The 22,438-nt window shown below is 65.4% G+C and carries 20 protein-coding genes; 2 read left to right on the top strand and 18 right to left on the bottom strand.

All coding sequences use genetic code 11. The features are described 5' to 3' along the window. Positions 1-6: 6 nt before the first annotated feature. The 8 genes from OKW40_RS33310 to OKW40_RS33275 form a co-directional block, all read right to left on the bottom strand. Positions 7-669, bottom strand: coding sequence for an ankyrin repeat domain-containing protein (locus OKW40_RS33310; RefSeq protein WP_429493418.1), 663 nt, complete (start codon positions 667-669; stop codon positions 7-9). A 15-nt stretch (positions 670-684) separates the two neighbouring features. Next, complete coding sequence (locus tag OKW40_RS33305; protein ID WP_429493417.1) at positions 685-1,305, bottom strand: c-type cytochrome; 621 nt, start codon at positions 1,303-1,305, stop codon at positions 685-687. After that, positions 1,302-3,035 (bottom strand): pyrroloquinoline quinone-dependent dehydrogenase, encoded by a 1,734-nt coding sequence (locus tag OKW40_RS33300; protein WP_429493416.1) that lies wholly within the window; start codon positions 3,033-3,035, stop codon positions 1,302-1,304. Before OKW40_RS33300 ends, OKW40_RS33305 begins: the two co-directional genes overlap by 4 nt. Before the next feature lie 360 nt (positions 3,036-3,395). After that, positions 3,396-4,268 (bottom strand): VOC family protein, encoded by an 873-nt coding sequence (locus tag OKW40_RS33295; protein WP_429493415.1) that lies wholly within the window; start codon positions 4,266-4,268, stop codon positions 3,396-3,398. A 135-nt stretch (positions 4,269-4,403) separates the two neighbouring features. Beyond that, positions 4,404-4,832: an RT0821/Lpp0805 family surface protein gene (locus OKW40_RS33290; RefSeq protein ID WP_429493414.1), complete on the bottom strand. Its 429-nt coding sequence runs from the start codon at positions 4,830-4,832 to the stop codon at positions 4,404-4,406. 16 nt (positions 4,833-4,848) lie between these two features. Beyond that, positions 4,849-6,600, bottom strand: coding sequence for a SulP family inorganic anion transporter (locus OKW40_RS33285; protein WP_429493413.1), 1,752 nt, complete (start codon positions 6,598-6,600; stop codon positions 4,849-4,851). Positions 6,601-6,682: 82 nt separating this feature from the next. Then, on the bottom strand, positions 6,683-7,642 hold the full coding sequence (locus OKW40_RS33280) for a DUF2950 domain-containing protein (protein ID WP_429493412.1): 960 nt from the start codon (positions 7,640-7,642) through the stop codon (positions 6,683-6,685). A gap of 9 nt (positions 7,643-7,651) precedes the next feature. After that, on the bottom strand, positions 7,652-9,151 hold the full coding sequence (locus OKW40_RS33275) for a DUF3300 domain-containing protein (protein ID WP_429493411.1): 1,500 nt from the start codon (positions 9,149-9,151) through the stop codon (positions 7,652-7,654). A gap of 330 nt (positions 9,152-9,481) precedes the next feature. Here OKW40_RS33275 and OKW40_RS33270 point away from each other — a divergent pair, with 330 nt between their 5' ends. Together OKW40_RS33270 and OKW40_RS33265 are read left to right on the top strand one after the other, a co-directional pair. Next, positions 9,482-9,955, top strand: coding sequence for a glycine zipper family protein (locus OKW40_RS33270; RefSeq protein ID WP_429493410.1), 474 nt, complete (start codon positions 9,482-9,484; stop codon positions 9,953-9,955). Between the two features lie 18 nt (positions 9,956-9,973). Next, positions 9,974-10,561, top strand: a complete 588-nt coding sequence (locus OKW40_RS33265; RefSeq protein ID WP_184061864.1) for a hypothetical protein — start codon at positions 9,974-9,976, stop codon at positions 10,559-10,561. Between the two features lie 15 nt (positions 10,562-10,576). Here OKW40_RS33265 and OKW40_RS33260 read toward each other — a convergent pair whose 3' ends face one another. The 10 genes from OKW40_RS33260 to OKW40_RS33215 all read right to left on the bottom strand — a co-directional run bounded on the left by OKW40_RS33260 (position 10,577) and on the right by OKW40_RS33215 (position 22,437). Continuing rightward, positions 10,577-11,596 carry a hypothetical protein gene (locus tag OKW40_RS33260; RefSeq protein ID WP_429493409.1) on the bottom strand — a complete coding sequence of 340 codons (1,020 nt, stop codon included), beginning with the start codon at positions 11,594-11,596 and terminating at the stop codon, positions 10,577-10,579. A 19-nt stretch (positions 11,597-11,615) separates the two neighbouring features. After that, positions 11,616-11,873 carry a hypothetical protein gene (locus OKW40_RS33255; protein ID WP_018424545.1) on the bottom strand — a complete coding sequence of 86 codons (258 nt, stop codon included), beginning with the start codon at positions 11,871-11,873 and terminating at the stop codon, positions 11,616-11,618. A gap of 20 nt (positions 11,874-11,893) precedes the next feature. Further along, on the bottom strand, positions 11,894-12,676 hold the full coding sequence (fabI, locus tag OKW40_RS33250; RefSeq protein WP_429493408.1) for an enoyl-ACP reductase FabI: 783 nt from the start codon (positions 12,674-12,676) through the stop codon (positions 11,894-11,896). A gap of 12 nt (positions 12,677-12,688) precedes the next feature. After that, positions 12,689-13,864 (bottom strand): acetate/propionate family kinase, encoded by a 1,176-nt coding sequence (locus tag OKW40_RS33245; protein ID WP_429493407.1) that lies wholly within the window; start codon positions 13,862-13,864, stop codon positions 12,689-12,691. Between the two features lie 4 nt (positions 13,865-13,868). Then, on the bottom strand, positions 13,869-14,858 hold the full coding sequence (locus tag OKW40_RS33240; protein WP_187611551.1) for a phosphate acetyltransferase: 990 nt from the start codon (positions 14,856-14,858) through the stop codon (positions 13,869-13,871). 79 nt (positions 14,859-14,937) lie between these two features. After that, entirely contained in the window at positions 14,938-17,274 is a 2,337-nt protein-coding gene (locus OKW40_RS33235; RefSeq protein ID WP_429493406.1) for a DUF3141 domain-containing protein, read from the bottom strand. Positions 17,275-17,452: 178 nt separating this feature from the next. Then, positions 17,453-18,052, bottom strand: coding sequence for a PqiC family protein (locus OKW40_RS33230; RefSeq protein ID WP_184061871.1), 600 nt, complete (start codon positions 18,050-18,052; stop codon positions 17,453-17,455). Then, a complete protein-coding gene (locus OKW40_RS33225; protein WP_429493405.1) occupies positions 18,049-19,662 on the bottom strand; it encodes an intermembrane transport protein PqiB in 1,614 nt (537 codons plus the stop codon). The genes OKW40_RS33230 and OKW40_RS33225 overlap by 4 nt, the downstream gene beginning before the upstream one ends. Then, positions 19,646-20,926 carry a paraquat-inducible protein A gene (locus OKW40_RS33220; protein WP_184052113.1) on the bottom strand — a complete coding sequence of 427 codons (1,281 nt, stop codon included), beginning with the start codon at positions 20,924-20,926 and terminating at the stop codon, positions 19,646-19,648. Before OKW40_RS33220 ends, OKW40_RS33225 begins: the two co-directional genes overlap by 17 nt. Further along, complete coding sequence (locus OKW40_RS33215) at positions 20,923-22,437, bottom strand: efflux transporter outer membrane subunit (protein ID WP_429493404.1); 1,515 nt, start codon at positions 22,435-22,437, stop codon at positions 20,923-20,925. The genes OKW40_RS33220 and OKW40_RS33215 overlap by 4 nt, the downstream gene beginning before the upstream one ends. Between the last annotated feature and the right edge of the window lies 1 nt (position 22,438).

The raw sequence follows: 22,438 nt of genomic DNA, 5'->3' as shown, positions 1-22,438 counted from the left end.
GAGCCGCTAACCCGCCGACAACAACCCCGCGACGCGCTCCGACTTCGTCTGCACCGCGATATCTTTCGCCGTCATCCCGCGATTGTCCTTCAACGACCGGTTCGCGCCGCGCGCGAGCAACAACTGGGCGGTCTCCGCGCGATCGTATCCCGCCGCCCACATCAGCGCGGTCAGATCGTTCTTGTAGGTCCGGTTCACGTCGACGCCCGCATCGAGCAACTGACCGACGACCTTCGTTTGCCCCTGGCCCGCTGCGTATTCCATCGCGGTCTTGCCGACGCGATCGGTCGCGAGCGGCTCGGCGCCATGCGCGAGCAGCAGCGCGACGATCTCGTCGAAGCCGCCGTAGGCAGCGGCCATCAGCGGTGTATCGCCCGGCGCGTTCGCATGCTGCACGTTCGCGCCGCGCTCGATCAGCGTGCGCGCCATCGCCGTATCGCCCTTCTTGCACGCGGTGACAAGCGCGGTGTCGCCGATCCGGTTCATCGCATCGACCGACGCGCCGCGCTGCAACGCCGCGACGACCGACTGCTGATCGTCGTCCTTCGCGGCCGCGAGCAGTTGGCGGTTGATTTCCCCCTGGTCCTCCGCGAGCGCCGGCACCCATGCGCCGAATGCGCTGGCGAGCAGAACGGCGGCCGCAAGCTGCCGAGTGAACATGTCTGTCATGGTGTCTTCCCCGTGCTACTGCAGATTGTTGATATAAGCGGCCAGATGATGGATGTCGTCGTCGGACAGATCACGCGTCACGCTGGTCATGTTGCCCGCATCGTTGGTGCGCGTGTGCGAGCGAAAGTCCTGCAACTGCTTGACGATGTACTGATAGTGCTGGCCCGCGACGCGCGGAATCTCGTTCTGCCCGGAAAAGCCGCCCAGGTGGCACATCGTGCACAGCACCTCGGCGGCCTTCTTGCTGCCCGCCTCGATGCTCGCGCCATCCGCGTTGAACGGCACCGATACGGGCTTCTGCGCGGCGAAGTAGTCGGCGAGGTCCTGCATGTCCTGGCTCGACAGGTTCGCCGCCATCGGCGACATGCGCGGATCGCTGCGCCGTCCCTGCTTGAAGTCCTTCAGCTCCAGATACAGGTAGCGCGCGGTTTGCCCGGCCAGAATCGGATAGTCCGGATTGGTCGAATTGCCCATCGGCCCATGACAGGCCACGCACACCTGCGCTTTCGCCTTGCCCGCCTCGGCGTCGGCGCGCGCGCCCGACGGCAGGCATGCGGCGATCAATCCGCCGCACAGCAGCGCCACCCATGCAGCGCGCGCCCCACCCGGCGTTCCCCGCGGCGCCGGCCGCCTCATGGCACCGCGAACACGACGACGCTATTGCCGCGCTTGAAGTCGATCTGCGTATTGCCGCCCGCCGCGACCGCGATGTACTGCTTGCCGTTGACCGTGTACGACACGGCCGGCGCGTTGACGCCCGCGCCGCACTGGAACTCCCACAGCTTCTTGCCGCTGGCGGCATCGAACGCGCGGAACAGGCCGTTGCCCTCGCCGTTGAACACGAGACCGCCCGCCGTTGCAAGTACGCCGCCGATCAGCGGCTGGTCGGTCTTGTAGTCCCACGCGATCTTGCCGGTGTCGACGTTGACGGCCGACAGCTTGCCCCATTGCGCCTCGGACGGAATCAGCTTGAACGCGCCGCCGAGCCACAGCTTGCTGCCGCCCGGATAGGCGGCGTCCTCGACCTGGTACGTCATCGGCTGATTCAGGTTGGCCGCGTAGACGAGGCGCGTTTGCGGATCGAACGCGATCGGCGACCACTCGACGCCGCCGTTCGCGCCCGGCAGCATGCGCGCGCCGGCTGCAGTCGGCAGGGTCCACATGTTTTCCTGCGGAATCATCGCCTGCGAGAAGCGGATCAGACGGCCGGTCGCACGATCATGCACGTACACGTGACCGGTCTTGCCCGCATGCACGATGCCGGGGATCATCTTGCCGTCGTTGTCGCGCACGTCGATCAGCACCGGCGGGCTCACTGCGTCGAGGTCCCAGACGTCGTGCGGCACGTACTGGTAGTGCCATTTGTACTTGCCGGTGTCGAGATCGATCGCGACGAGCGAATCCGTATAGAGGTTGTCTCCCGGCCGGATCGCGCCATACAGGTCCGGCGACGGGTTGCCGACCACGAAGTACACCGTGTGCGTTTTCCGGTCGATCGCCGGCGTCATCCACACACCGCCGCCGAGCGTCTTGTAGAAGTCGCCGCCCTTGTCGGCCAACTGCTTCTTCTCCGCGTCGATGTCGCGCTTCTCGTCGCGGCCGGTCGCGTCTTTGGTGGCCCACACGCCTTCCTGGCCGGTTTCCGGAATCGTGTAGAAGGTCCACAGCAACTGGCCGGAATTCGCGTCGTACGCCTTCACGAAGCCGCGAATGCCGTACTCGCCGCCGTTCGTGCCGATCAGCACCTTGCCGTCGACGACCGTCGGCGCCATCGTTTCCGAGTAGCCCTCGTCGGGATTGGCGATCTGGCTTTGCCACAGCACGTTGCCGGTTTTGGCGTCGAGCGCGACGAGCTTGGAGTCGAGCGTGCCCATATAGAGCCGGTCACCCGAAATCGCGACGCCACGATTGTTCGGCCCGCAACAGAACGTCGTGACCGGACCCATCTTGTGCTTGTAATGCCAGAACTCTTTGCCCGTCGTCGCATCGATCGCGTATACGTGATTGAACGACGTGGTCAGGAACATCACGCCGTCCTTCACGATCGGCGCCGTTTCCATCGACTCGTTGACGGCCGTCTGGAAGATGAACGCCGGCCTGAGCTTCGCGACGTTCGTCCGGTTGATCTGCGCGCCGGGGTAATAGCGCGTCTGCGCGTACGAGCCGTTCGGATGGAGCCAGACCGCCGTCATGCTGCCGGCGCGATCGAGCTGATCCTGGGTCACGGGCTGAAGCGTCGATGGCACCGGCGCGGCGGTGGTGGTCGAGCTGTTCTGTACTTCGTCGGCGGCATGAGCCGCAGGCAAGCCGAACGCGATGGCGAGCAGTGGCAGGCCGACAATTCCCTGAATACGGTTGAATGGCATGAGCGTCTCCTAGCTTTTTATTGTTCCTATGAATTGCAGCGCAGGAGTGCGACATGGATCCACGCGGACGACAGCGTGAAAGAGCACGATGGCGCAACCCTCGCAGACAACAAAAGCGTACGACTTCGAATCGTTGTTAGCTTTGTCAGGACGGGTCGGCTTCGCAGAGAGGGGAGAAGTGATGCACGGGTCCGCGGAAAACCGGCTCGTTTAAGGGTAGGCGATGTGTTGTGGATTTTCTAGATTAAATCGTTAAGGAGTGGCGAGCGATCAGCGTGCACCGTTGTGGTCGCTGACCGCCGCCCTGGTCGTGGCGTTTTCACCTGGGTCGCTTCGCGTTGCCGCCGCTTCTTGAGCTGATCAGAACCGGCCGCCGCGCGAATCGGCCCCCTGCTGATAGTTCCGGTTGGTCTGTTCCGGATTCCGGTTCACCAGCGGGCGCGCGCAAAGTGGGTGATGCAGGCTCCGTACTTCGTGTTCGAGCCGGAAGCAACGCTCTCCGGATGACAGATCGAGCAGGTCGGCAAACCGGTATTGATGCGGCTCTTCTCCATATACCAGACCTTTTTCGGCGAGCCGCGTGAACGGCCCCGAAAAAGCAGCGGTGTAAATGGCGATGTGGTGTCCGTCGTATTCAGGAATGGGCTGGGTCGTTTCCGCGTACAGCAGTTGCTGATGCGTGCCGATATCGATCACCGCGCGGTGCAATCCATGCTTCTCTTCGATGTCGACGGTCGCATCGAACATATCGCGGTAGAAGCGCGCGATAGGCAACGCGCTGCCGACCGGCACATCCATCTTCACGAACGCGATGCCCAGATCGATGTCCGACCACGGAGCCGGTGCGGATCGATTGAGAGGATCGAGGCACTCGTAGCGGTTGCCCCACGGACACGTCACTTCGACACTGCCTGCGCGCTCCGTCCAGCCGAACGCGGTGCCGGCGAGCAGCGGTTCGACCGAGCGCAGCCGCCTCACCAGCGCTTCGAGCTCGCCGACCACCAGACCGACACTGCCGCGCAGACGTTGCGCCGCCCCGTGCGGCAGGTGAATCTGCGACCGGCCGACGTTGATCCACATATTCTCGACCCCGGTCATCACGAACGGATCGCGCGTGAGCCCAAGGCCGGTGACGTAGAAGGCGGTCGCGAGAATCTGGTTGGGGATTTTCAGGTTGACGTGTTCGAGCAGGATCAGATTGCCGGTATCGTCGTTAGCGTAAGAGTGTTCCATGTGTTTGCCTTGTGCATGAGCCGCGAAACGCTGGACAAATTATGCATCAACAGGGCAAATGGTACGTGCTCGCGCAACTCGGGCGGCGCGGCGACGCCGCCATGTTCGGAGGCGTATGAAGCGACACGCATGCGTTTATTGCTTCAGAATCTTCCACGGCCCATTGCCGGTTTTGCAGACGATCGGCGTCCACGTTTGGGTCTGTCCTTTCGCGACCGCGGTCAGCGTCGCGGTCCGGCAGGTTCGATCGCCGTCCTTCGTCGTGTCCTGCGGAGTCACCGTGCCCTTGATCGACACGGAATTGCCGGTGCCCGCATTGCTCCACTCGTACGATTCGCCATCCTTTTTTGTATCGAGCGCCTTTTGCGCCGCGTCGTTGAGCGCTTTACGGTCGGCCTCGCGCATGTAAGTAACGGGCGTGTCTTTCAGAAAGTTCAGGTTCGCTGCGTAACACAACATGGGGCTGGCGAGCAGCGCCGCTGCCGCAAGCCACTGCGTGATCGTGTGGGCGTACGCGGCGTCCAGTGCGGGCGCGCCCGCGCCAGGACGAAATTGACGTGACATGGGTTTCTCCTCGAGTTCATCCGCGATTCGCGTCGTCCGCGAGATCGCCGTTTTGCTGGAATGCGTCGACGACGTCGGCCACCGAGCCGCGTCGGCCGATGTGGCCGACACGAACTTCGAGCCCCTCGGCGCGCAGCATGTCGCGCACGTCCGCATGCGCGCCGACGACCTTCATCGCGGCGCCCGCGGCCTCCAGCGCGCCGTGCATCGCTTCGAGCATGCGCGCGCCCGCCAGATCGACGACCGCCGATGCGGACAGATCGCAAATCACGAGCCGGACCGGTTCGGGTGCGGCGTGGATCATGCGCCAGATCGTCTCGCGCACGTGCTCGACGTTGAAGTACAGCAACGACGCCTCGACACGCACCGCCAGCACATGCGCAATCGTCTCGTTCTCGGCATGACGTTCGAGATCCGAGAAATAGCGCGTGCCGGGAATACGCCCGAGCATCGCGACATGCGGATGCGCGGCGCGGTGGATGATCAGCAGCATCGACACGAGCACGGCGACGATGACGCCCTTCAGGATGCCCAACAACAGCACCGCCGCGAACGCCACCATCGAAATCGCGAATTCGAAGCGGCTCACGCGCCACACATGACGCAGTTCGCCGACGTCGACGAGGCCCTTCACGGCCACGAGCACGATCGCCGCCAGCACGACGTTGGGCAGATTCGCGAGCAGTCCGGTGAGGAACATCAGACAGAAGCCGATCGCCAGCGACGCGAATACCAGCGCAAGCGCGCTTTTCGCGCCGGCCTTGTCGTTCACCGACGATTGCGAAAGCCCTCCCGCAACCGGGAAGGCCTGGAACAATCCCGCGGCCAGATTGGCTGCGCCAAGACCCAGCAATTCCTGGCGGGCGTCGATCTCGTAACCATGTGCCTGCGCGAGCGCGCGCGCGGCCGAAACGCTCTCGACGTATGCCAGCAACAGGCACGCGAACGCCAGCGGAACGATGCCGTCGATATCGCGCAGCCGCAGCCCGGGCAGACGGAATTCAGGCAAGCCTTGAGGCAGCGCGCCCACGAGCGTGAAGCCGCGGCTGGCCAGCGGCGTGACCGACAGCACGACGATCGAGGCAGCGACGACGGCGAGCGCCACCGGACGCCCCGGCAAAAACTTTTCGCCGAGCAGCAGCAACGCGATGCAAACGAGGCCGAAACCGAGCACGCCGAGGTTGGTCAGCGGAAGCTGCCCCCACAGCACGGCGATCCGTTCGAAGAAGAATTCGCCGCCGCCTTTCACCCCGAACAGCTTCGGCAGCTGGGTCATCGCGATCGTCAGCGCGGCGCCCGCCTTGAAGCCGAGCAGGATCGTCTCGCTGATGAAGCTGACGAGCGAACTCAAGCGCAGCAGCCAGCCGATCACGCACATGCACGCGATCAGCACGGACGTGAGCGCCGCGATCGAAGCCCAGCGCGACGGGTCGCCCCCGGCCATCGGCACGAGCGTCACGCCGACGAGCATCGAGATCGCCGAGGTCGGGCCGATCGCGAGCTGGCGCGACGAGCCGAACAGCGCATAACAGAGGCCGCCGACCAGATAGCCGTAGATGCCGTATTGCGGCGGCAAGCCGGCGAGCGACGCATAGGCGAGCGATACCGGAATGCCATAAGCCGCGAGCGTCACGCCGGCGACCGCGTCCTTCGCGAGCCATCGAGGCTGATAGCTTCGCAGCCACTGCGCGGGAGGAAACGCGCAGCGCCACCCGCGCGCGGGTGGCGTGGAAGACGCGCGGCCGGTGACGCTCTGTGGATGGTTCAACGTAGCGCCTCGAGTACGGAAGCGGACCTGACGGAAGCACGGGCGCGCTGTGCGGCCATCGCCTCAGCCAACCCGGAGCGGCTCAGAGCGAATCCTTGACGCGCTGCCACGTGTGATCCGGATTGAACTCGGTCACAGGCGGCGCGTGCGCGCCACGGTCCTTCTGGTAGACGACGCCGTTGTTGCTGACCACGAAGGTCATCACGCCGCTCGTGCCGTACCGCGCCGGGTAAGCGACCATCGCGAAACCCGCGATCATGTGGCCGTTGATCACGTAGCTGAACGCGCCGCCCGGCGCGTTCTTGCCCTGCCGCGTCAGGATGTGGAAATGGTAGCCCCGGTAAGGATCGCCCGCCGCGTGGCCTTTCAGATATTCGGAACTCGCGGCGACGAGCGGGCCGAACGGACTCTCTTCTTCGTCGCTGTTTTCGTCGGTGGGCCAGTAGAGACCGTCCTGCTTGCCGGGTGTGCTGGCCAGCTTCTGCGCGTATTCGAGCAGGCCGTCGTGGTTGCGGTCGCGCGACGCGTATCGACGCTGCGCGCCGATATAAGCGTGCAGCACCTTGATCGCTTCGAGTTCGTTGGCGCCGATCCGTCGATTGATCAGTTCTTCTTCGCCCTGCTCGGTGGCGAAGCGCCAGGTGCCGTCCTCTTTGACGATCGGTATCGGCATCGGCCACGCCTCGTCGCCGACCAGCAGAATCCGCCGGTTCGGTCCCCTGTCGTCGAGCACGTGATAGGCCTCGAGCTCCTTGCTCGCCTTGGCCCAGTTCGCCTCGTTCTCCGCCTGATCCGGCGATACCACGAGGCTCTTGTGCGCTTCGCCGAAGATCGCGACGAGCGACGCTTCGTCGTCGGTCTTCAGTGCGCTGGACAGCGCGGCGACCGCGTCTTCCGGGGTGGCGAAAGTGCGCTGCCCCGCGGCGAGCGCGGCCAACGGAATCGACAGCGCGAGCACCATCGCGCACAGCCGACGCGATGTGGCCACACGTCGCCGCGAATCGTCGCGTGGGCGCTTTCCGGTGATGCTTTGTCCGCTCATGGCTGCTCCTTATCGCCGTCCGCCGCCGCGGCCGCCACCGCCACCGCTGGGCCGCGCCGAGAATCCACCACCGCCACCGCCACGGCCGCCACCGCCGGAGAACCCACCGCCACCGGAATTTCCGCCGCCACGCGTCGATTGGCGGCTCGCCGCGCCGCGCGCGCTGTTGGCTTGCGCGTCGCGCGCCGAGCCGTAGCCGCTGAACGCATCGCCGCCGCCCCCAGGCGACGCGCGCTGACTCACCTCGCGTGTGCCCGCCGACGCCGTCGGACGCTGGGACGGCTGCGGCCGCCCTTGCGCGCCAGCACCGCCGCCCGCGAAGTTTGCGCCGGCGCCGCCACCCGCGCCGCCACCTGCATAGTTTGCGCCGCCGCCCGCGCCGCCGCGGTTGCCGCCCGCCAACCCACCGCCCGCGCCCGCACCTGCACCCGCGCCGCCGCCGCGCGACGGCGGATCGCCGACCCGTTGCGTGCGCGCCGAGCGATCCGAGATACCGCTGACCTGGCCCGGCTTCTTGTCCGAGGTCCACGCGGAGGTGCCCCCTCCCTGCCCGCGACCACCGCCGCGGTTGATGTCGCCCGTGTTGATATTGCCGCGCTCGACGTTCCTATCGCCCCGCTCGACGTTTCTATCGCCGCGCTCGACGTTTCTTTCGCGGTTGATGTTGATGTTGTTGTTGCCGCCGCCTCCGTAATGCGTTTCATAGTGCCCGCCGTTCCAGGCGGCGGTAATCGCCGCGCCCCAGATCAGCCCTGTCGCGAGCGCGGCGCCGGGCGCGTACGGATAGTAGTAGGCCGGATAGGGCGTGGGCGCGTAGGCGTAGGTCACGGGCGCACTGGCCACCACGATGGTCTGCGGGTTGTACTGCGGCACGTAGATCACCTGCGGATCGGCCGGCTGGATCTTGATCACTTCCTTCTCGACGACCACGACCTGCTTGTCATCGGATTTCAGATGCCCCGCCGACTGCGTTTGCCGCCGGAAGCGCTGAATCGCTTCGAGCACCGAGCCCTGATCGGCAACGACGGCCTCGCCGAGATTGATCGTCCAGTCGAGATCGGTGCTCATGTTCTTGACGATGCTGGGGTAATTCAGCAGCGCCTTCACCGGATCGTGCCACGCGTCGTTGAGCTTGAGCGACTTATCGTTTTTGTACTGGTCGAGAAAGCGATCGGCCTGCACGATTTCGACGGGATAGGTGGAGGCAGGAAGAATGATCGCGATCAGGTCGTCCGGATATAGCGCGATCGGTCCGACGAGCTTGTCGAGCGTCGCCGCGGAAACGGGTGCGTTCGGGGCCGAGTTCGCCGGAGCGTTCGCGGCCGGCGCCTGCGCCAGCGACACCGCAGTGGAGAACGCGCCGCAGCACGCCAGAAGCGCGGCGCCCAGTACATGGCTGATGCGTCGCGCGCGCTTCGCCTCGTCGTCGAGCGCCGGCATGCGCCTGCGCCTGTCGAGCGCCGTTGCAATCGGGATGATGCGTGTACGAGCACGCGAATCGCGGTCCATCGATGCTTCCCCTTGCGCTTCGTCAGCGGCCCCGGGCGGCATGGCCATGATCTTTGACAGACAGTTGTCCGAAGCAATGAAAACGACCTGCACCTGTCGCATGAATACAGTTTGGAAACCATGGACGAAATTGCAAATACGACCTTGGTCCGATTGCGCGCGACAGGCCCGCGACACCATGATGAACGCGAACCTGCCATTGCTGCGCATCCACCGCGCGGCAACCGGTCCCACCAGAATTCCCATTCACGGGTGCCGGTTGCGCCCTCACGCCTGAGCAAACAGGAAGCCGGCGACTCGCACCCGCGTGTGCCCACGCAAGGAGCTGTCGTGAACAAGTCTACGAAATATGCCGTGATCGCCGCGTTGAGCGCGTCGCTATCGCTGGAAGGCCTGGCGCAATCGAGGCCGATTGCCTATCCGGCCAGAGGGCAAAGCCCGCAGCAACAGCAGCAGGACGAAGGCGCCTGCTATTCGTGGGCGAAGAGCAATACCGGCATCGACCCGACCATGGTCTCCAATGCCCCGCCCCCGCCTTCCGGCCCCGCGGTGGGAGGCGGCGAGCGCGTGCAGGGCGCCGCGCGCGGCGCGGCCGGCGGCGCGATCATCGGCGCGATTGCGGGCGACGCCGGCAAGGGCGCGGCGATCGGCGCGGCGACCGGCACGATGGTCGGCGGGTCGCGCGCGCGGCAGAACCGGCGCGCGGCCGCGGCACAATCGCAGTCGCAAACGCAGGGCTCGATGGACACGTTCAATCGCGCTTTCGCCGCCTGCATGTCGGGGCGGGGTTACACGGTCAATTGATCGCGCAAGGAGAGCAGAATGATTAACCACAAACTGATCATCGCGGCGGCGCTCGTGTGTCTCGCGAATACGGGGTTCGCTCAGACGGAGGCACCCGTCACGGTCAAGAGCGAGCCCGGCAAAGTCACCGTGTCGGGCACGGTCAAAACGACCGCGACGGTCGTCGGCATCGAGCCGGCAACGCGCACCGTCTTGCTCAAGGACCCGAAGGGCAAGGTCGTGCAGGTCGTGGTCGGCGAGGAAGCGCGCAACTTCGATCAGATCAAGGTCGGCGACGTGGTCAAGGCCGAGTATTCGCAGGCTCTGACCATCATGCTGAAAAAAGGCAACGCGCCGCTGACCGCCAACGAAACGCAGACGCTCGAACGCACACCGGCGGGCGCGAAACCCGGCGGCTCGGCCTCGCGCGAAGTCACGATCATGGCTAACGTCATCGCGGTCAATCACCAGAGCGGCGCGGTCACGCTGAAAGGCCCGCAAGGCAATACGGTGGATCTGATCGTGCAGGATCCCGAACAGCTCAAGCGGATCAAAAAAGGCGACCAGATCCAAGCGGTCTATACCGAGGCCGTGGCCATCTCCGTGGAGCCGGTCGCCGGCAAATAGCGAGCATGGCTCGCGTCAGATCAGGCGGTGCGCTTGCGCGAGGCCGCTGAGGGGAGGCGTAAAGTCCGCGCGTCGAAAACGCACCATCGAGAACACCCGTATCGCATTGGGACTCGCCGGCAGACGCGCAAGGCGAAACTCGATTTCGTGCGCGGGCCGCGTATCTCCCTCTCCCAGGACGACGTTCATCCGGTCGAGCCGGTAGATGCTTTTGCGCACGTAGAAATGCGCATCCGGCGCCTCCAGTACACCGCACATCACGTCGAGATGCCGCTCCAGCGCCTCTGTCTTCAGGCCCAACTGCGCCAGAGCCTGATCGTTCTCTTCGATCTGCGCCTGCAGCTTCGCCACTTCCGCGTAATTCGACGTCGCGTCGCTACCAAGCAGCGAGCGCACGCCCGCCCCTTGCCGTTCGAGAATCGTCAGGCGCGTTTTCAGCAGCGCCCTTTCGCGTTGCAATTCGTCCTGCCGCGAGGTGTCGGCCTCGATCTTGCCGAGGGCTTCGAGAACGAGCTGATCGACGATCCGCAACACGATCTGGCGCCGCAACGCGGCTTCGGATTCTTCGCACACGCGCACCTGGTGATCGCTGAAGTTGATGGTCGTCTGCGCGAGATCGGTTTGCGTCGTTTCGCCGTGTTGCCCGACGCCGAAAATACGCCGCTCGTCCATGGCCATGCCGAGCACCGCGAATACCTGATCGGCAGCGGGATGGTCGCTGAAGAACGTGTTCAGCTCGTGTGAGCGGTTGAAGACCGGGCAGACGTCGTCGGGTGTGGCGAAAAAGGCGTGGATATACGGGTCTGTCGCCCACGCCGCCGCGTTCGCTTCGCGCGTCGGCGGCACTTCATCGGCGAGCCGGAGCAGATAGGCGGTCGTGTGTTGCACGGCGGGCCGCAGGCGCGACGCATAGTTGCGCGCGAGCCGCAACGACGGACAGAGCCCGACGATCCGCTCGACGATTTCCTTCGTCTGCTGATCGTCGCTCTCTTCGGAAGCGTTGCGCCTGGTCAGCCACCGCGACAGCAGACCCATGCCCGGCTCCCGTCGCCCGTCACGATTCGTCGCGCTCCGGCAGCAGCTGCGCGACGATCGTGTGGTTCTTCCAGAACAGGTTATGGACGCGGTTTTGCAGTATGCGCAGCCCGTCCGCGGGCACGTCGTCGAAGACGACCACCGCGCCTGGCCGCGAGCCCGTGCCGTGCACCCGCTGGATCGAGCTGAAGCGCGGGAACCCGTAGCGAATCAGGAACTCGCCGATCTCTTCGTCGGAGACGCTTTCCTCGACGTTTCCAAGAAACAGTTCAGCCATGATGCTTACTCCTCCAGATCCTATGCCACGATGTTCAATCCGCCGTCGATATACAAGGTGGAACCGGACACCCGCCGGGCATACGGCGTGGCCAGAAACGCACAGGTATAGCCGACATCCATGATGCCGACGAGTTCGCCGAGCGGCGCGCGCTGCACCGCTTCGTTGAGCAGCAGCTCGAAATCCTTCAGGCCCGAAGCGGCGCGGGTCTGCAGCGGCCCGGGAGAAATCGCGTGCACGCGGATGCCCCTCGGTCCCAGCTCGAACGCCAGATAGCGCGCGCAGGCTTCGAGCGCCGCCTTGACGGGGCCCATCAGGTTGTAGTTCGGCACGACCTTGTTCGCGCCGTAGTAGCTCATCGTCAGCATGGTGCCGCCGTCTTTCATTAGCGGCGCGGCAAGGCGCGCCATCCGCACGAACGAATGGCAGGAGATGTCCATCGCGCTCAGGAAGCCCTCGCGCGACGATTGCAGCAAGCCGCCCTGCAGATCCGCTTTCGGCGCCCATGCAACGGCGTGAACGAGAATATCGAGGCTTCCCCATGTCTTCTCGATCCGGTCGAACACGGCCTCCATTTCGTCCTCGCCCGTTACGTCGAGCGGCATGAAGATCTCGGCGTCGAGTGCTTTGGCTATCGGTTCCACATAAGGAAGCGCCTTGTCGTTCGCATAGGTGAGCGCAACGCTCGCGCCGAGGTCGTGAAACGCCTTCGCGCATCCGTATGCAATCGAATGCTCGTTGGCGACGCCGGTCACGAGGGCCTTCGCTCCTCGCAGAATCAAACTCGGTTGCTCGACAGACATGGTGAAACTCCTCTATGGGGCGACAGCGCGCGTATGGCGGGCGATCATCAGTTCCTCGTTGGTGGGCACGACCCAGACCGGCAGCCTGCTCGAGGCGCGGGTGATCAGCGGGCCGCCCGCCCGATTGGCCGCTTCGTCGAGTTCGGCGCCGAGCCACGCGGCATCGCGCACGATGCGCTCGCGAATCGCGACGGCGTGCTCGCCGATGCCGGCCGTCAGCACCAGTGCGTCGAGACCTTGCATCGCCGCGGCGAGACTGCCGAGTTCGCGCCCGATCCGGTAGGTGTAGACGTCGATCGCAAAGTGGGCACGCGGGTCGTCGCTGTCGAGCAGCACGCGCATGTCGCCCGAGATGCCCGACATGCCGAGCAGCCCCGAGCCCTTGTAAATGAGGTCCGCGATCGACTGCGTATCCATCTTCAGCTCGTCGAGCAGATAGAGCATCACGCCGGGGTCGAGGCTGCCGCAACGCGTGCCCATCGGCAGGCCTTCCACCGCCGTGAAGCCCATCGTGCTCGCCACGCTCTTGCCCGCGACCATCGCGCACATGCTCGCACCGTTGCCCAGATGCGCGACGACGGTGCGCCCCGCCGCCGCGGCCGGTGCGATCTCCGGCAGCACGCTCGCGATGTATTCGTACGAAAGCCCGTGAAAACCGTAGCGCCGCACGCCGCGGTCGGTAATCGAGGGGGGCAGCGCATAGGCCTGCGCGGTCTCGGTCTGCGTGCGATGAAACGTGGTGTCGAAGCACGCGACCTGTGGAAGGTCGGGACGCAGCTGCGCGAGGATGCGGATCGGGGTCAGGTTATGCGGCTGATGCAGCGGCGCGAGCGGGCTCAGGCTGTCGAGCTGGTCGATCACCTCGGAAGTCGCGAGGACGGGGCCGGCAAAGCGCTGCCCGCCGTGCACGACGCGATGCCCGACCGCCTTCAGTTGATTGCCGCCGCCGTGGTCGCGCAAAAAACCGCCCAGATATTCGATCGCGCCCTGATGGCCGAGCCGATGGCCATCGCCCCATTCGTGCGAGCTGGCATTACCGTCGCGATCCGTCACGCGAAAACGCGGGCTCGTGTAGAGCGCTTCGATCTGACCGCGCAAAATGAGCTCGAGTTGCGCTTGTTGCGCGTCGAAGGCGCTGAACTTGAGGCTCGACGAACCTGCGTTCAATACGAGGATCACATCCGCCATGACGTCACCCGACCACCTTGCCGGCCTCGCGCCGTGCCTTGGCCACCAACGCGGCGACCGCGCACGACGCGAGACGCGTCGACAGGGAATCCGCGCGGCTCGTCAGAATGATCGGCACGCGCGCGCCGAGCACGATGCCCGCCGCGTCCGCGCCGGCGAGAAACGACAGGCTTTTCGCGAGCATGTTGCCCGCTTCGAGGTCCGGCACCATCAATACATTGGCGCGACCGGCCACCCGCGACTCGATCTGCTTGATGCGCATGGCTTCAATGCTGATCGCGTTGTCGAGTGCGAGCGGACCGTCGACGAGCCCGCCGGTGATCTGCCCGCGGTCCACCATCTTGCACAGCGCCGCCGCTTCCACCGTCGATGGAATTTTCGGATTGACGCTCTCGGTCGCGGACAGGATCGCCACGCGGACTTCGTCAAGTTTCAGCGCGTGCCCGAGATCGATCGCGTTCTGCAGGATGTCGACCTTCTCTTCGAGCGTCGGCAAGATGTTGATCGCGGCGTCGGTGATGATCAGCGCGTTCTCGTACCCGGGCACGTCCATCACGAAGCAATGGCTGATGCGCCGCTCGGTGCGCAGGCCGGTGTCACGGCGAATCACCTCGGCCATCAGCTCGTCCGTATGCAGGCTGCCTTTCATCAGGGCCTCCGCCTTGCCTTCGCGCACCAGTTGCACGGCTGCCGCCGCGGCGGCATGGCTATGCGGCGCATCGACGATCGTGAAGTTCGAAATGTCGATGCCGTGTTCGGCGGCAATCGCTTCGATGCGCGCGCGCGGCCCGACCAGCAGCGGCGCGATCAGTCCCATCCCGGCTGCTTCGACCGCGCCATTGAGCGAACTCTGGTCGCACGGATGCGCGACCGCTGTCGGCATCGCCGGCAGCGTCCGGCAGAAATCGATCAGACGCTGATACTTCGCGTGCTTTTCCATCTGCGTATTCCTCGTGTGTACGGTGCGTTGGATTCGTGACGCGTGGCACGCCATGCTGACGGGAGCCGTGCATACGGGCGCCGTGCACACGGTTCCGTCACGCTTGCGTCCTGCCGCGCATCGCGGCAGTTGCTCACGTGCGAGTAGAGTCAGGCAAACGTGCGTTGCGCTTGCGGCTCTCGCGCGAGCCCAGCACCGCGCGGATGCGTTCGAACGCCTCCTTTTGCGCGGCGTCGGGCGCGGTGTTCAACACGCGCTCGTCGCTCGCCAGCTTGTCGAGCAGTTGTAGAAAGCGCTCGCGGTCCTCGCTGTGGGAAAGCAGCTTCGGCAGCGTGGCTATCGACTCGTCCGGTTCGAAGCTGACGATGATTTCCTGCTCGCCCCGGATCCGCCGCCAGTGATCGGGGCTGATGTCGGGCAGGTACTCCGCGTAACTTTCGGCGATCTCCTTGCGCATCTCCAGGCGCGCGAGCGGCAATGACCCGCCCTTGCGCGACAACAGATAGGCCGCGCGCGCGAGTGCCTCCGTGTAGCCGCCGTCGCCGATCGCCTGCAACGCCGTGCGCACGAACGGCAGCTCGCGCGGATCGATCGCGCCGGCTTGCGCGGCCACGCCATCGGCGGTCGGCTTGCTCAGATACGTCGCATACAGATTCGCGTACACGCTGAAGAAGCTGGCCTCGGTCCCCGCGTCGCGCATCGCGCGGTAATAGTCCAGCGATGCGCTGATCATTTGCGAGCCGTTGTGTTCGAGCTTGCTCCACGGGTTATCGGCGGCGGCCCGCTGGCGATTCTCACGAACCGACTGCGCGGCCGCCGGCAGCCAGCCAAGCCACGGGTTCATCGCGGACACGGCCCAGCGCTGCCAGCGCAGCGGATGAAACTGGCGCAGCAGGCGGGCGCTCGTTTCGTTCGACATCGCCCGCACGAACGGCTGCGCGAGCAGTTCATACATGCGCTGATTCAGATTGGACACCGCGGCGACCGCTTCGAACGGCTTTTCGTCGATGCGGCCGAAGCGGTTGAGATGCGCGGAAATCTCCTCGAGCCGCCGCTCATGAAATTCGACTTCGTATTCGATCTCCCCGGCCGCGTTGCTGGCCTCGTTGATGGTCATGCCGTAGAGTCCCGGCGGGAAGGTTTCGATGGTCTCGAGCACGGACATGATCTGCTTGTGCTCCTTCTTCGCGACTTTCCCGGACACGAAAATGCCCAGATGCCCGATGTTCTGGTGCGTCAGACCGACGATCACCTGGCCGCGCGACTTGATCTCCTCGGTGCTGCCGTAAAGGTCCGCCACCCAGTTGAACGCCTGTTGAGGCGGCGTGATGTTGTCGCCCATCGACGCGAACAGGATGATCGGCGAGCGGATTTCACGCAGATCGAAAGCCTGGCCGCTGCTGTTCGTCACTCCGCCGGACCACAGCTTGTTGCCGACGAACAGGTTGCGCGTGATCCATTCGATCTCCTCGCGATTCATCAGGTAGTAGCTGCCCCACCAACGCTCGAATTCCAGAAAGCGTGGCGGCTCGGTATCGACGTTCGAGAACAGGTGGTAGTACTTGTCCCAGAACGTGTTGGCGGGATTCAGGTTCTCGAAGTTCTCCACCAGATACGCGCCGTCGAACTTGCCGTTGCCAAGATCCGCCGCGTACGACGCGAGCCACGCGCCGCCCAGCATGCCGCCCGCGTAACGCATCGGGTTGTCGCCCTCGCCTTCGCTCCAGGCCGCGCTCCAGTACGACATCGGCGCACCGTTGATGACGATCGGGCCGGTCTCCTCGGGGTCGGAGCTGGCGAGCATCATCGCCGCCCAGCCGCCCTGGCAATTGCCGATGATCGCGGGCTTCGGACTGTCGGGATGCAGCGCGCGCACCTTGCGCACGAATAGCTGCTCGGCGTTGCACACGTCGAGCAGGGTCTGACCGGGCTCGGGGTCGCGAAAGAACACCACGAAGTAGACGGGATAGCCCGCGCGCAGCGCGATGCCCGCCTGCGAATCGTCCTTGAAGCCGCCAATGCCGGGGCCGTGCCCCGCGCGCGGATCGATGATCAGATACGGGCGTTTGCGCACGTCCACGCCCACGCCTTCGAGCGGACGAAGTTGCAGCAGCGCATAGTTGACCGGCCGTTCGAACTTGCGGCCGTCCAGCACCATGTCGTACTCGAAATGCAGCACCGGCGCGGGACCGCTGACGCTGCGTTCGACGAACTCGTTGCCGCGCCGGTACAGCGTGTCCCAGAACAGCAGCGAGCGCTGCGCGGCGTCCACCGTGTATTGCCACGCACTGAGCGGATCAAATGGCGCGGGCATCGCGCTTGCGGTCGGGGCGCCATCGTGATCGAGCCCCAGCGTTTCGGTGACCCGTTCATTCAGATGCCGCTGGGCGATTTGCGTGCGCTTCTGCAGCACGTGGGTGATTTTCGAGGCAATGTCCTGGCTTTGTGACAACAGCGTTTCAGCGTCCATCGGAAGACTCCTGAAAGGTGCGCGTCACGATCGGTGCCGAGGCACGCGCCGTGCATTGATTGAATCGTGGAGTTGGGCCAGAGCTCTAGCAATCGGACCAAGGTCTTATTATGCGCGCGACCCGGTGCAGCGCACGGGTTCGGGCGTGGCGCGTGTCGACGTGACGCAGCGCGACGTCTCATTGAACGGGTTTCGCCTGCACCGCTGCGGCGATATCGCGGCTCACCGAGGCGAGCGCGCGATCGTGGGCGGCGATGATCGGCTCGAATCCGGGACCGGATACGCTCTCGCGCGCAACCGAGCGGCCGGTGACGGCGCGGACCTTGCCGGGCGGCCGCACGGCCCACAGCACATCGACGGTGACGTCGCGCCCCGGCACGGACTCGAAGCGCATCACGTCGATCCGCACGCGCCAGACGACGGACGGATCGCGTACCGCATCGAATACCGAAATCTGCTGCGAGTTCAGCAGCGCGCCGAGATCGGCCGCGATCACTCGGCCGATGTCGCCACCGAGCGGCTGCGCCCAGCGGTCGAATTCGTTGACCGCGACCTCGTTGTTAGCGATCCGCGTGACGATCTGCGGCCGGTCCACGATCTCGGGTATCGTGACCGGACCGATCACCGCCGCGATCGGCCGGCTCGCGCCGGTGCTGCTCAACGACTCGTCGGGGCTCAGCGTGTAGAAGTTCGTCGCCGGCGACTTGCAGGCGCCGAGCAGAGCGCCGGCGAGCGCGAGCATCAGGCCGGCCGCGAAGCGGCGCATCGCATCTGTCATGGCTTCCTGTCCTCGGACTTGCCGCGCACGAGCGATTCCGGATGCTGCGCCAGATAGTCGGCCAGCGTGCGCAGCGAGGCAGCGGTGCGAGTCAATTCACGCATTGCGTCCTCCGTCGATTGCTGCAGCGACGAGTCGGGCTGCAGCGCGGCATTCGCGGAATCGAGCGTCGATTGCGCGGACAGCAGCGTGTCGCGCGCTTTCGGCACGACCTGTGTGTTGAGCTGCCCGAGCATCGCGTTGGTGGTGCGCAGCGTCGAGCGCGCGTCTTTGCCGATATCGTCGAACGGTATGTTGTTGATCTTGGCGAGCAGTCGCGTGACCGATTCCTGCAGCGATTGCAGCGTGCGCGGAATTGCGGGCATTTCGGGCGGCGTCTTGCTCCAGTCGATCGACGCCTTCGGCGCGTCGGGGAAATAGTCGAGCGCGAGATACTGCTGGCCGGTCAGCAGATTGCCGGTTCTCAACTGGAAGCGGAAGCCGTGCTCGACCAGGTAGTTCGCGAGACCGCGCGGGTCGTTGGTGAGGTGTCCGCCGGCGCCGTCGTTCTGATAGCGCGACGTGAACCGCTCCGGATAGATATTGATCTCGACCGGACTGCTGAAGCGGCGGGTGTCCGGATCGAAGCGCGTGTAGAGCGCCGTCACTTCGCCGATTTCGACGCCGCGGAAATCGACCGGCGCGCCAACTGTCAGACCGCGCACCGAATCCGTGAAGTTCACCACGTATTTGACGACGATGCGATCGTGCATCTTCATCGCGTCGGCGCGCGTGGTGTACAAATCGAACCGGGTGCTGGTATCGGCGCTCGTCTCTACCTGCGATCCAGGCGGCGACTCGAACGCGATCCCGCCGATGATGATCGACACGATCGACTGCGTTTCGACGCGCAAGCCGCTGCTGTCGAACGCCATATCGACACCGCTGGCGTGCCAGAAGCGCGTGTCGGTTCTGACGAAGCGGTCATACGGCGCGTTGACGAACACCTTCACCGTGACGCCGTGGCCGTCGGGGTCCAACTGGTACGACGCGACCTGGCCCACCTGAATTCTGCGGAAAAACACGGGCGTACCCACGTCGAGCGAGCCGAGTCCCGTGCCATGCAACGTGTACTCGTGCCCCGGCACGTCGCTCGCGATCACGGGGGGCTCCTCGAGGCCGACGAAACCGCGGCGCGCTTTTGGCGAATTGCCGACGTCGACGTCGATATACGAGCCCGACAGCAGCGTGCCGAGCCCCGACACCGTACCGCCCGAAATGCGCGGACGCACGACCCAGAAGCGCGTGTTGTCGACGAGCAGGTCCGACACGTCGCGCGTCACCTCGGCCTTGGCCACCACGCGCTTGTGGTCCGGCGTCAGCGAGACCGCTTCGACCACGCCGATATCGACGTCCTTGAACTTGAGCTTCGTCTTACCTGCTTCGAGACCGTCGCCGGTCTTGAAGCTGATGCTGATCTGCTCGCCGCGCTCCATCACCGCCTTCACCGCCAGCCAACCGCCGATCAGTATCGCCACGATCGGCACGAGCCAGACCAGTTGCATCCGCCAGCGCGAGCGCGGCACCGGCTCCGCGGCGGGCAGTTCGGGCTCTTCAGTCGGAGTGGACACGTTCGGTCTCCAAAGCGTCCCACATCAGGCGCGGATCGAACGCCATCGCGGCGAGCAAGGTCAGCACGACGACCGCGCCGAACGCGATCGCCGCCGGGCCGGCCTTGATCGTCGCCAGCGCCTGGAATTGCACCAGCGCGACCAGCATCGTGATCACGTAGATGTCGAGCATCGACCAGCGACCGATCAGCTCGATCAGGCGATAGATCCGCGTGCGCTGCCCGGGCAGCCATTGCCAACGAAGCTGGGTCGACAGCGCGAGATACCCGATGCCGAGAATCTTCAGCATCGGCACGACGATGCTCGCGATGAATACGAGCACGGCGAGCGGCCACGAGCCCGATACCCACAGATACACCACGCCGCTCAGGATCGTGTCCTTCTGCGTGCCGAACAGCGAACTCGTGTCCATCACGGGCAGCACGTTGGCCGGAATGTAGAGCACCATCGCGGCCACCAGATACGCCCACGTTCGCGACAGGCTCGCGGGCTTGCGCTGGTGCAACGGCGCCTTGCAGCGCGGACAGACGTGCTTGACCGCGCCGCTGGGCTGCTTGAGCAGCAGGCCGCATTCTTCGCACAGCACGAGCCCGTAGGCAGACGCCGTGATGGCGTTGCGGCGCACGCGGATCGGCGGCAACTGCCACGCCTGCGCGCCACGCGCTGCCGTGATGCGCGCCCACACCTCATGCGGATCGAAGGTCGCCGCCGCGGCCGCGAGCAGCAGCATCAGCGCGATGAACGACCACAGCGCGGTGCCCGGCACCACCTTGGCGATATGCGCGAGCTTGACCAGCGCGACCAGCAAGCCGAGGATCAGCACCTCGGTCATGCCCCACGGCCGCGCGAACTGAAACAGACGAAAGCACTCGGCCGGCCGCCACGGCACGCGCCCGAAGCGCAGCGGCAGCAGCAGCCACAGCATCGCCGCGGTTTGCAGCACCGGCGTGACGATCGTCGTCAGGCCGACCAGCAAGGCGAGCGGCCACGAGCCGTGGCTGTACAGCATGCGCACCGAACCCGCGAGCGTCGTCTGCACGACATGGCCGTTCAGCGACAGACCGACGATCGGAAACACGTTCGAGATCACGAGCAGCACCGCGGACGCGCACGAGAACGCGAGCGCATACTCCGGCCCGTTCGAGCGTCCGCGCCTCAACTCCGCGCGGCAACGCTGGCAGCGCAACGCATTGCCGGCGGCCGGCGGCGCGCCGAGTTGAAGCAGGTCGCACTCTTCGCACGCAATCAGCTCGTTGCCCGTCATCTCGCCTCCACTGCACCCGACGTTCCAGCCGGCGCGGGCGCGTTCTGCGAGACCGGCGCCATCGCCGGCGAGTTTTGCGGCGCGGGCGGCGGCGCCGTCAGTTTTTCCGCCTCGGCCACCCAGCCACCGCCCGTCGCCTTGTAGAGCGTGACGTACGAGGCCAGCACCGCGCCTTGAGTTTGCGCATAGTTCAGTTGCGCGTTGAACAGGCTGCGCTCCGCATCGAGCACTTCGATGTAGCTCGTATAGCCGCCTTCGTAGCGCTGCCGCGCGAGGTGCGCATAGGTGTGCAGCGCCTCGACCTGGAGGTTTTGCGCATCGAGTGCCTGATGCGTCTTCTGCACGGAGATGAGCGCGTCCTCGACCTCCTGGAACGCTACCTGGATCGCCTTTTCGTACGAGTACAGCGATTCCTGCTGGCGCGCTTCGGCCTGGTGCACCTGGCCGGTGATGTTGCCCGCCGTGAAGATCGGCTGCGTGACGCTGCCGGCAAACGACCACACGCGCGCCGGGCCGGTGAACAGATTCGAGAACTGCGCGCTGACCGAACCGAACAGCCCGGTCAGCGAAATCGACGGGAAGTACAGCGCGCGCGCCGCCCCGATCAGCGCGTTTTGCGCGACCAGCGTCTGCTCGGCCTCCAGCAGGTCGGGACGGCGTTCGAGCAGATCGGACGGCAGCCCCTCGGGAATCGGCGGCGTGCCCATCTGCGACAGCTCACGGCCGCGCAGTATCGCGCCGGGATTCCTGCCGATCAACACCGACAACGCGTCTTCCTGCTGGGCGATCTGCGCTTCGAGCTGCGGAATCGTGACTAGCGCGGCTTGATACTCCGACTGGCTTTGCGCGAGTTCCATCTGCGAGACCTCGCCGTAGCGGAAGCGCGCCTCGAACACGCGCACCGATTCAGCGCGGCTTTGCACGGTCTCCTTCGCGATCACTAGCTGCTGGTCCAGACTGCGCAGATTGATGTAGGCCGACGCGACCGAGCTCACCAGCGTCAGAATCGTGGCGCGGCGGCCCTCTTCGCTTGCTAGCAGATTCGCGCGTGCCGCCTCGGTTTCCCGGCGCACCTTGCCGAACAGATCGAGTTCCCAGGACACCGCCAGCGTCGCGTCGAACTGGTTGTAGACGGGGCTCACGCCCTTCGGCACCGGCACGCCTTCGTCCTGCGAGACCCGTTGACGCGACGCGTCGGCGCCTGCCGAAAGCTGCGGGAACAGCCCGGAGCGCGTGGTCACGAACTGCCCGCGAAACTCGTCGACCCGCGCGGCCGCGACCTTCACGTCGCGATTGTCCTGCAGCGCGGCGGCGATCAGCTGATCGAGCACCGGGTCCTGAAACTGCTCCCACCACACGGCGTTGGCGATGCCCGCGGCCTCGCCCTGGGCGAAACGATAAGTGGCCGGCACGTCGACCGCCGGGCGCTGATAGTTGGGGCCTAGCAGGCATCCGCTCAGCGCGAGCAGCATGACGGATGCGAGCAAACGCGCCGGTGCCGTGCCGTGCATC

The sequence above is a fragment of the Paraburkholderia sp. RAU6.4a genome (assembly GCF_050435625.1).
In the GTDB taxonomy this organism is placed as follows: domain Bacteria; phylum Pseudomonadota; class Gammaproteobacteria; order Burkholderiales; family Burkholderiaceae; genus Paraburkholderia; species Paraburkholderia tuberum.
Note: the sequence above shows the minus strand (reverse complement) of the source record. Positions and strands in the feature narration are given on the sequence as shown.

Coding starts and splice junctions, on each gene's coding strand:
- OKW40_RS33310 (WP_429493418.1), bottom strand. CDS start 669: ATGACAGACATGTTCACTCGGCAGCTTGCGGCCGCCGTTCTGCTCGCC.
- OKW40_RS33305 (WP_429493417.1), bottom strand. CDS start 1,305: ATGAGGCGGCCGGCGCCGCGGGGAACGCCGGGTGGGGCGCGCGCTGCA.
- OKW40_RS33300 (WP_429493416.1), bottom strand. CDS start 3,035: ATGCCATTCAACCGTATTCAGGGAATTGTCGGCCTGCCACTGCTCGCC.
- OKW40_RS33295 (WP_429493415.1), bottom strand. CDS start 4,268: ATGGAACACTCTTACGCTAACGACGATACCGGCAATCTGATCCTGCTC.
- OKW40_RS33290 (WP_429493414.1), bottom strand. CDS start 4,832: ATGTCACGTCAATTTCGTCCTGGCGCGGGCGCGCCCGCACTGGACGCC.
- OKW40_RS33280 (WP_429493412.1), bottom strand. CDS start 7,642: ATGAGCGGACAAAGCATCACCGGAAAGCGCCCACGCGACGATTCGCGG.
- OKW40_RS33275 (WP_429493411.1), bottom strand. CDS start 9,151: ATGGACCGCGATTCGCGTGCTCGTACACGCATCATCCCGATTGCAACG.
- OKW40_RS33265 (WP_184061864.1), top strand. CDS start 9,974: ATGATTAACCACAAACTGATCATCGCGGCGGCGCTCGTGTGTCTCGCG.
- OKW40_RS33260 (WP_429493409.1), bottom strand. CDS start 11,596: ATGGGTCTGCTGTCGCGGTGGCTGACCAGGCGCAACGCTTCCGAAGAG.
- OKW40_RS33255 (WP_018424545.1), bottom strand. CDS start 11,873: ATGGCTGAACTGTTTCTTGGAAACGTCGAGGAAAGCGTCTCCGACGAA.
- fabI (WP_429493408.1), bottom strand. CDS start 12,676: ATGTCTGTCGAGCAACCGAGTTTGATTCTGCGAGGAGCGAAGGCCCTC.
- OKW40_RS33245 (WP_429493407.1), bottom strand. CDS start 13,864: ATGGCGGATGTGATCCTCGTATTGAACGCAGGTTCGTCGAGCCTCAAG.
- OKW40_RS33240 (WP_187611551.1), bottom strand. CDS start 14,858: ATGGCGTGCCACGCGTCACGAATCCAACGCACCGTACACACGAGGAAT.
- OKW40_RS33235 (WP_429493406.1), bottom strand. CDS start 17,274: ATGGACGCTGAAACGCTGTTGTCACAAAGCCAGGACATTGCCTCGAAA.
- OKW40_RS33230 (WP_184061871.1), bottom strand. CDS start 18,052: ATGACAGATGCGATGCGCCGCTTCGCGGCCGGCCTGATGCTCGCGCTC.
- OKW40_RS33220 (WP_184052113.1), bottom strand. CDS start 20,926: ATGACGGGCAACGAGCTGATTGCGTGCGAAGAGTGCGACCTGCTTCAA.
- OKW40_RS33215 (WP_429493404.1), bottom strand. CDS start 22,437: ATGCACGGCACGGCACCGGCGCGTTTGCTCGCATCCGTCATGCTGCTC.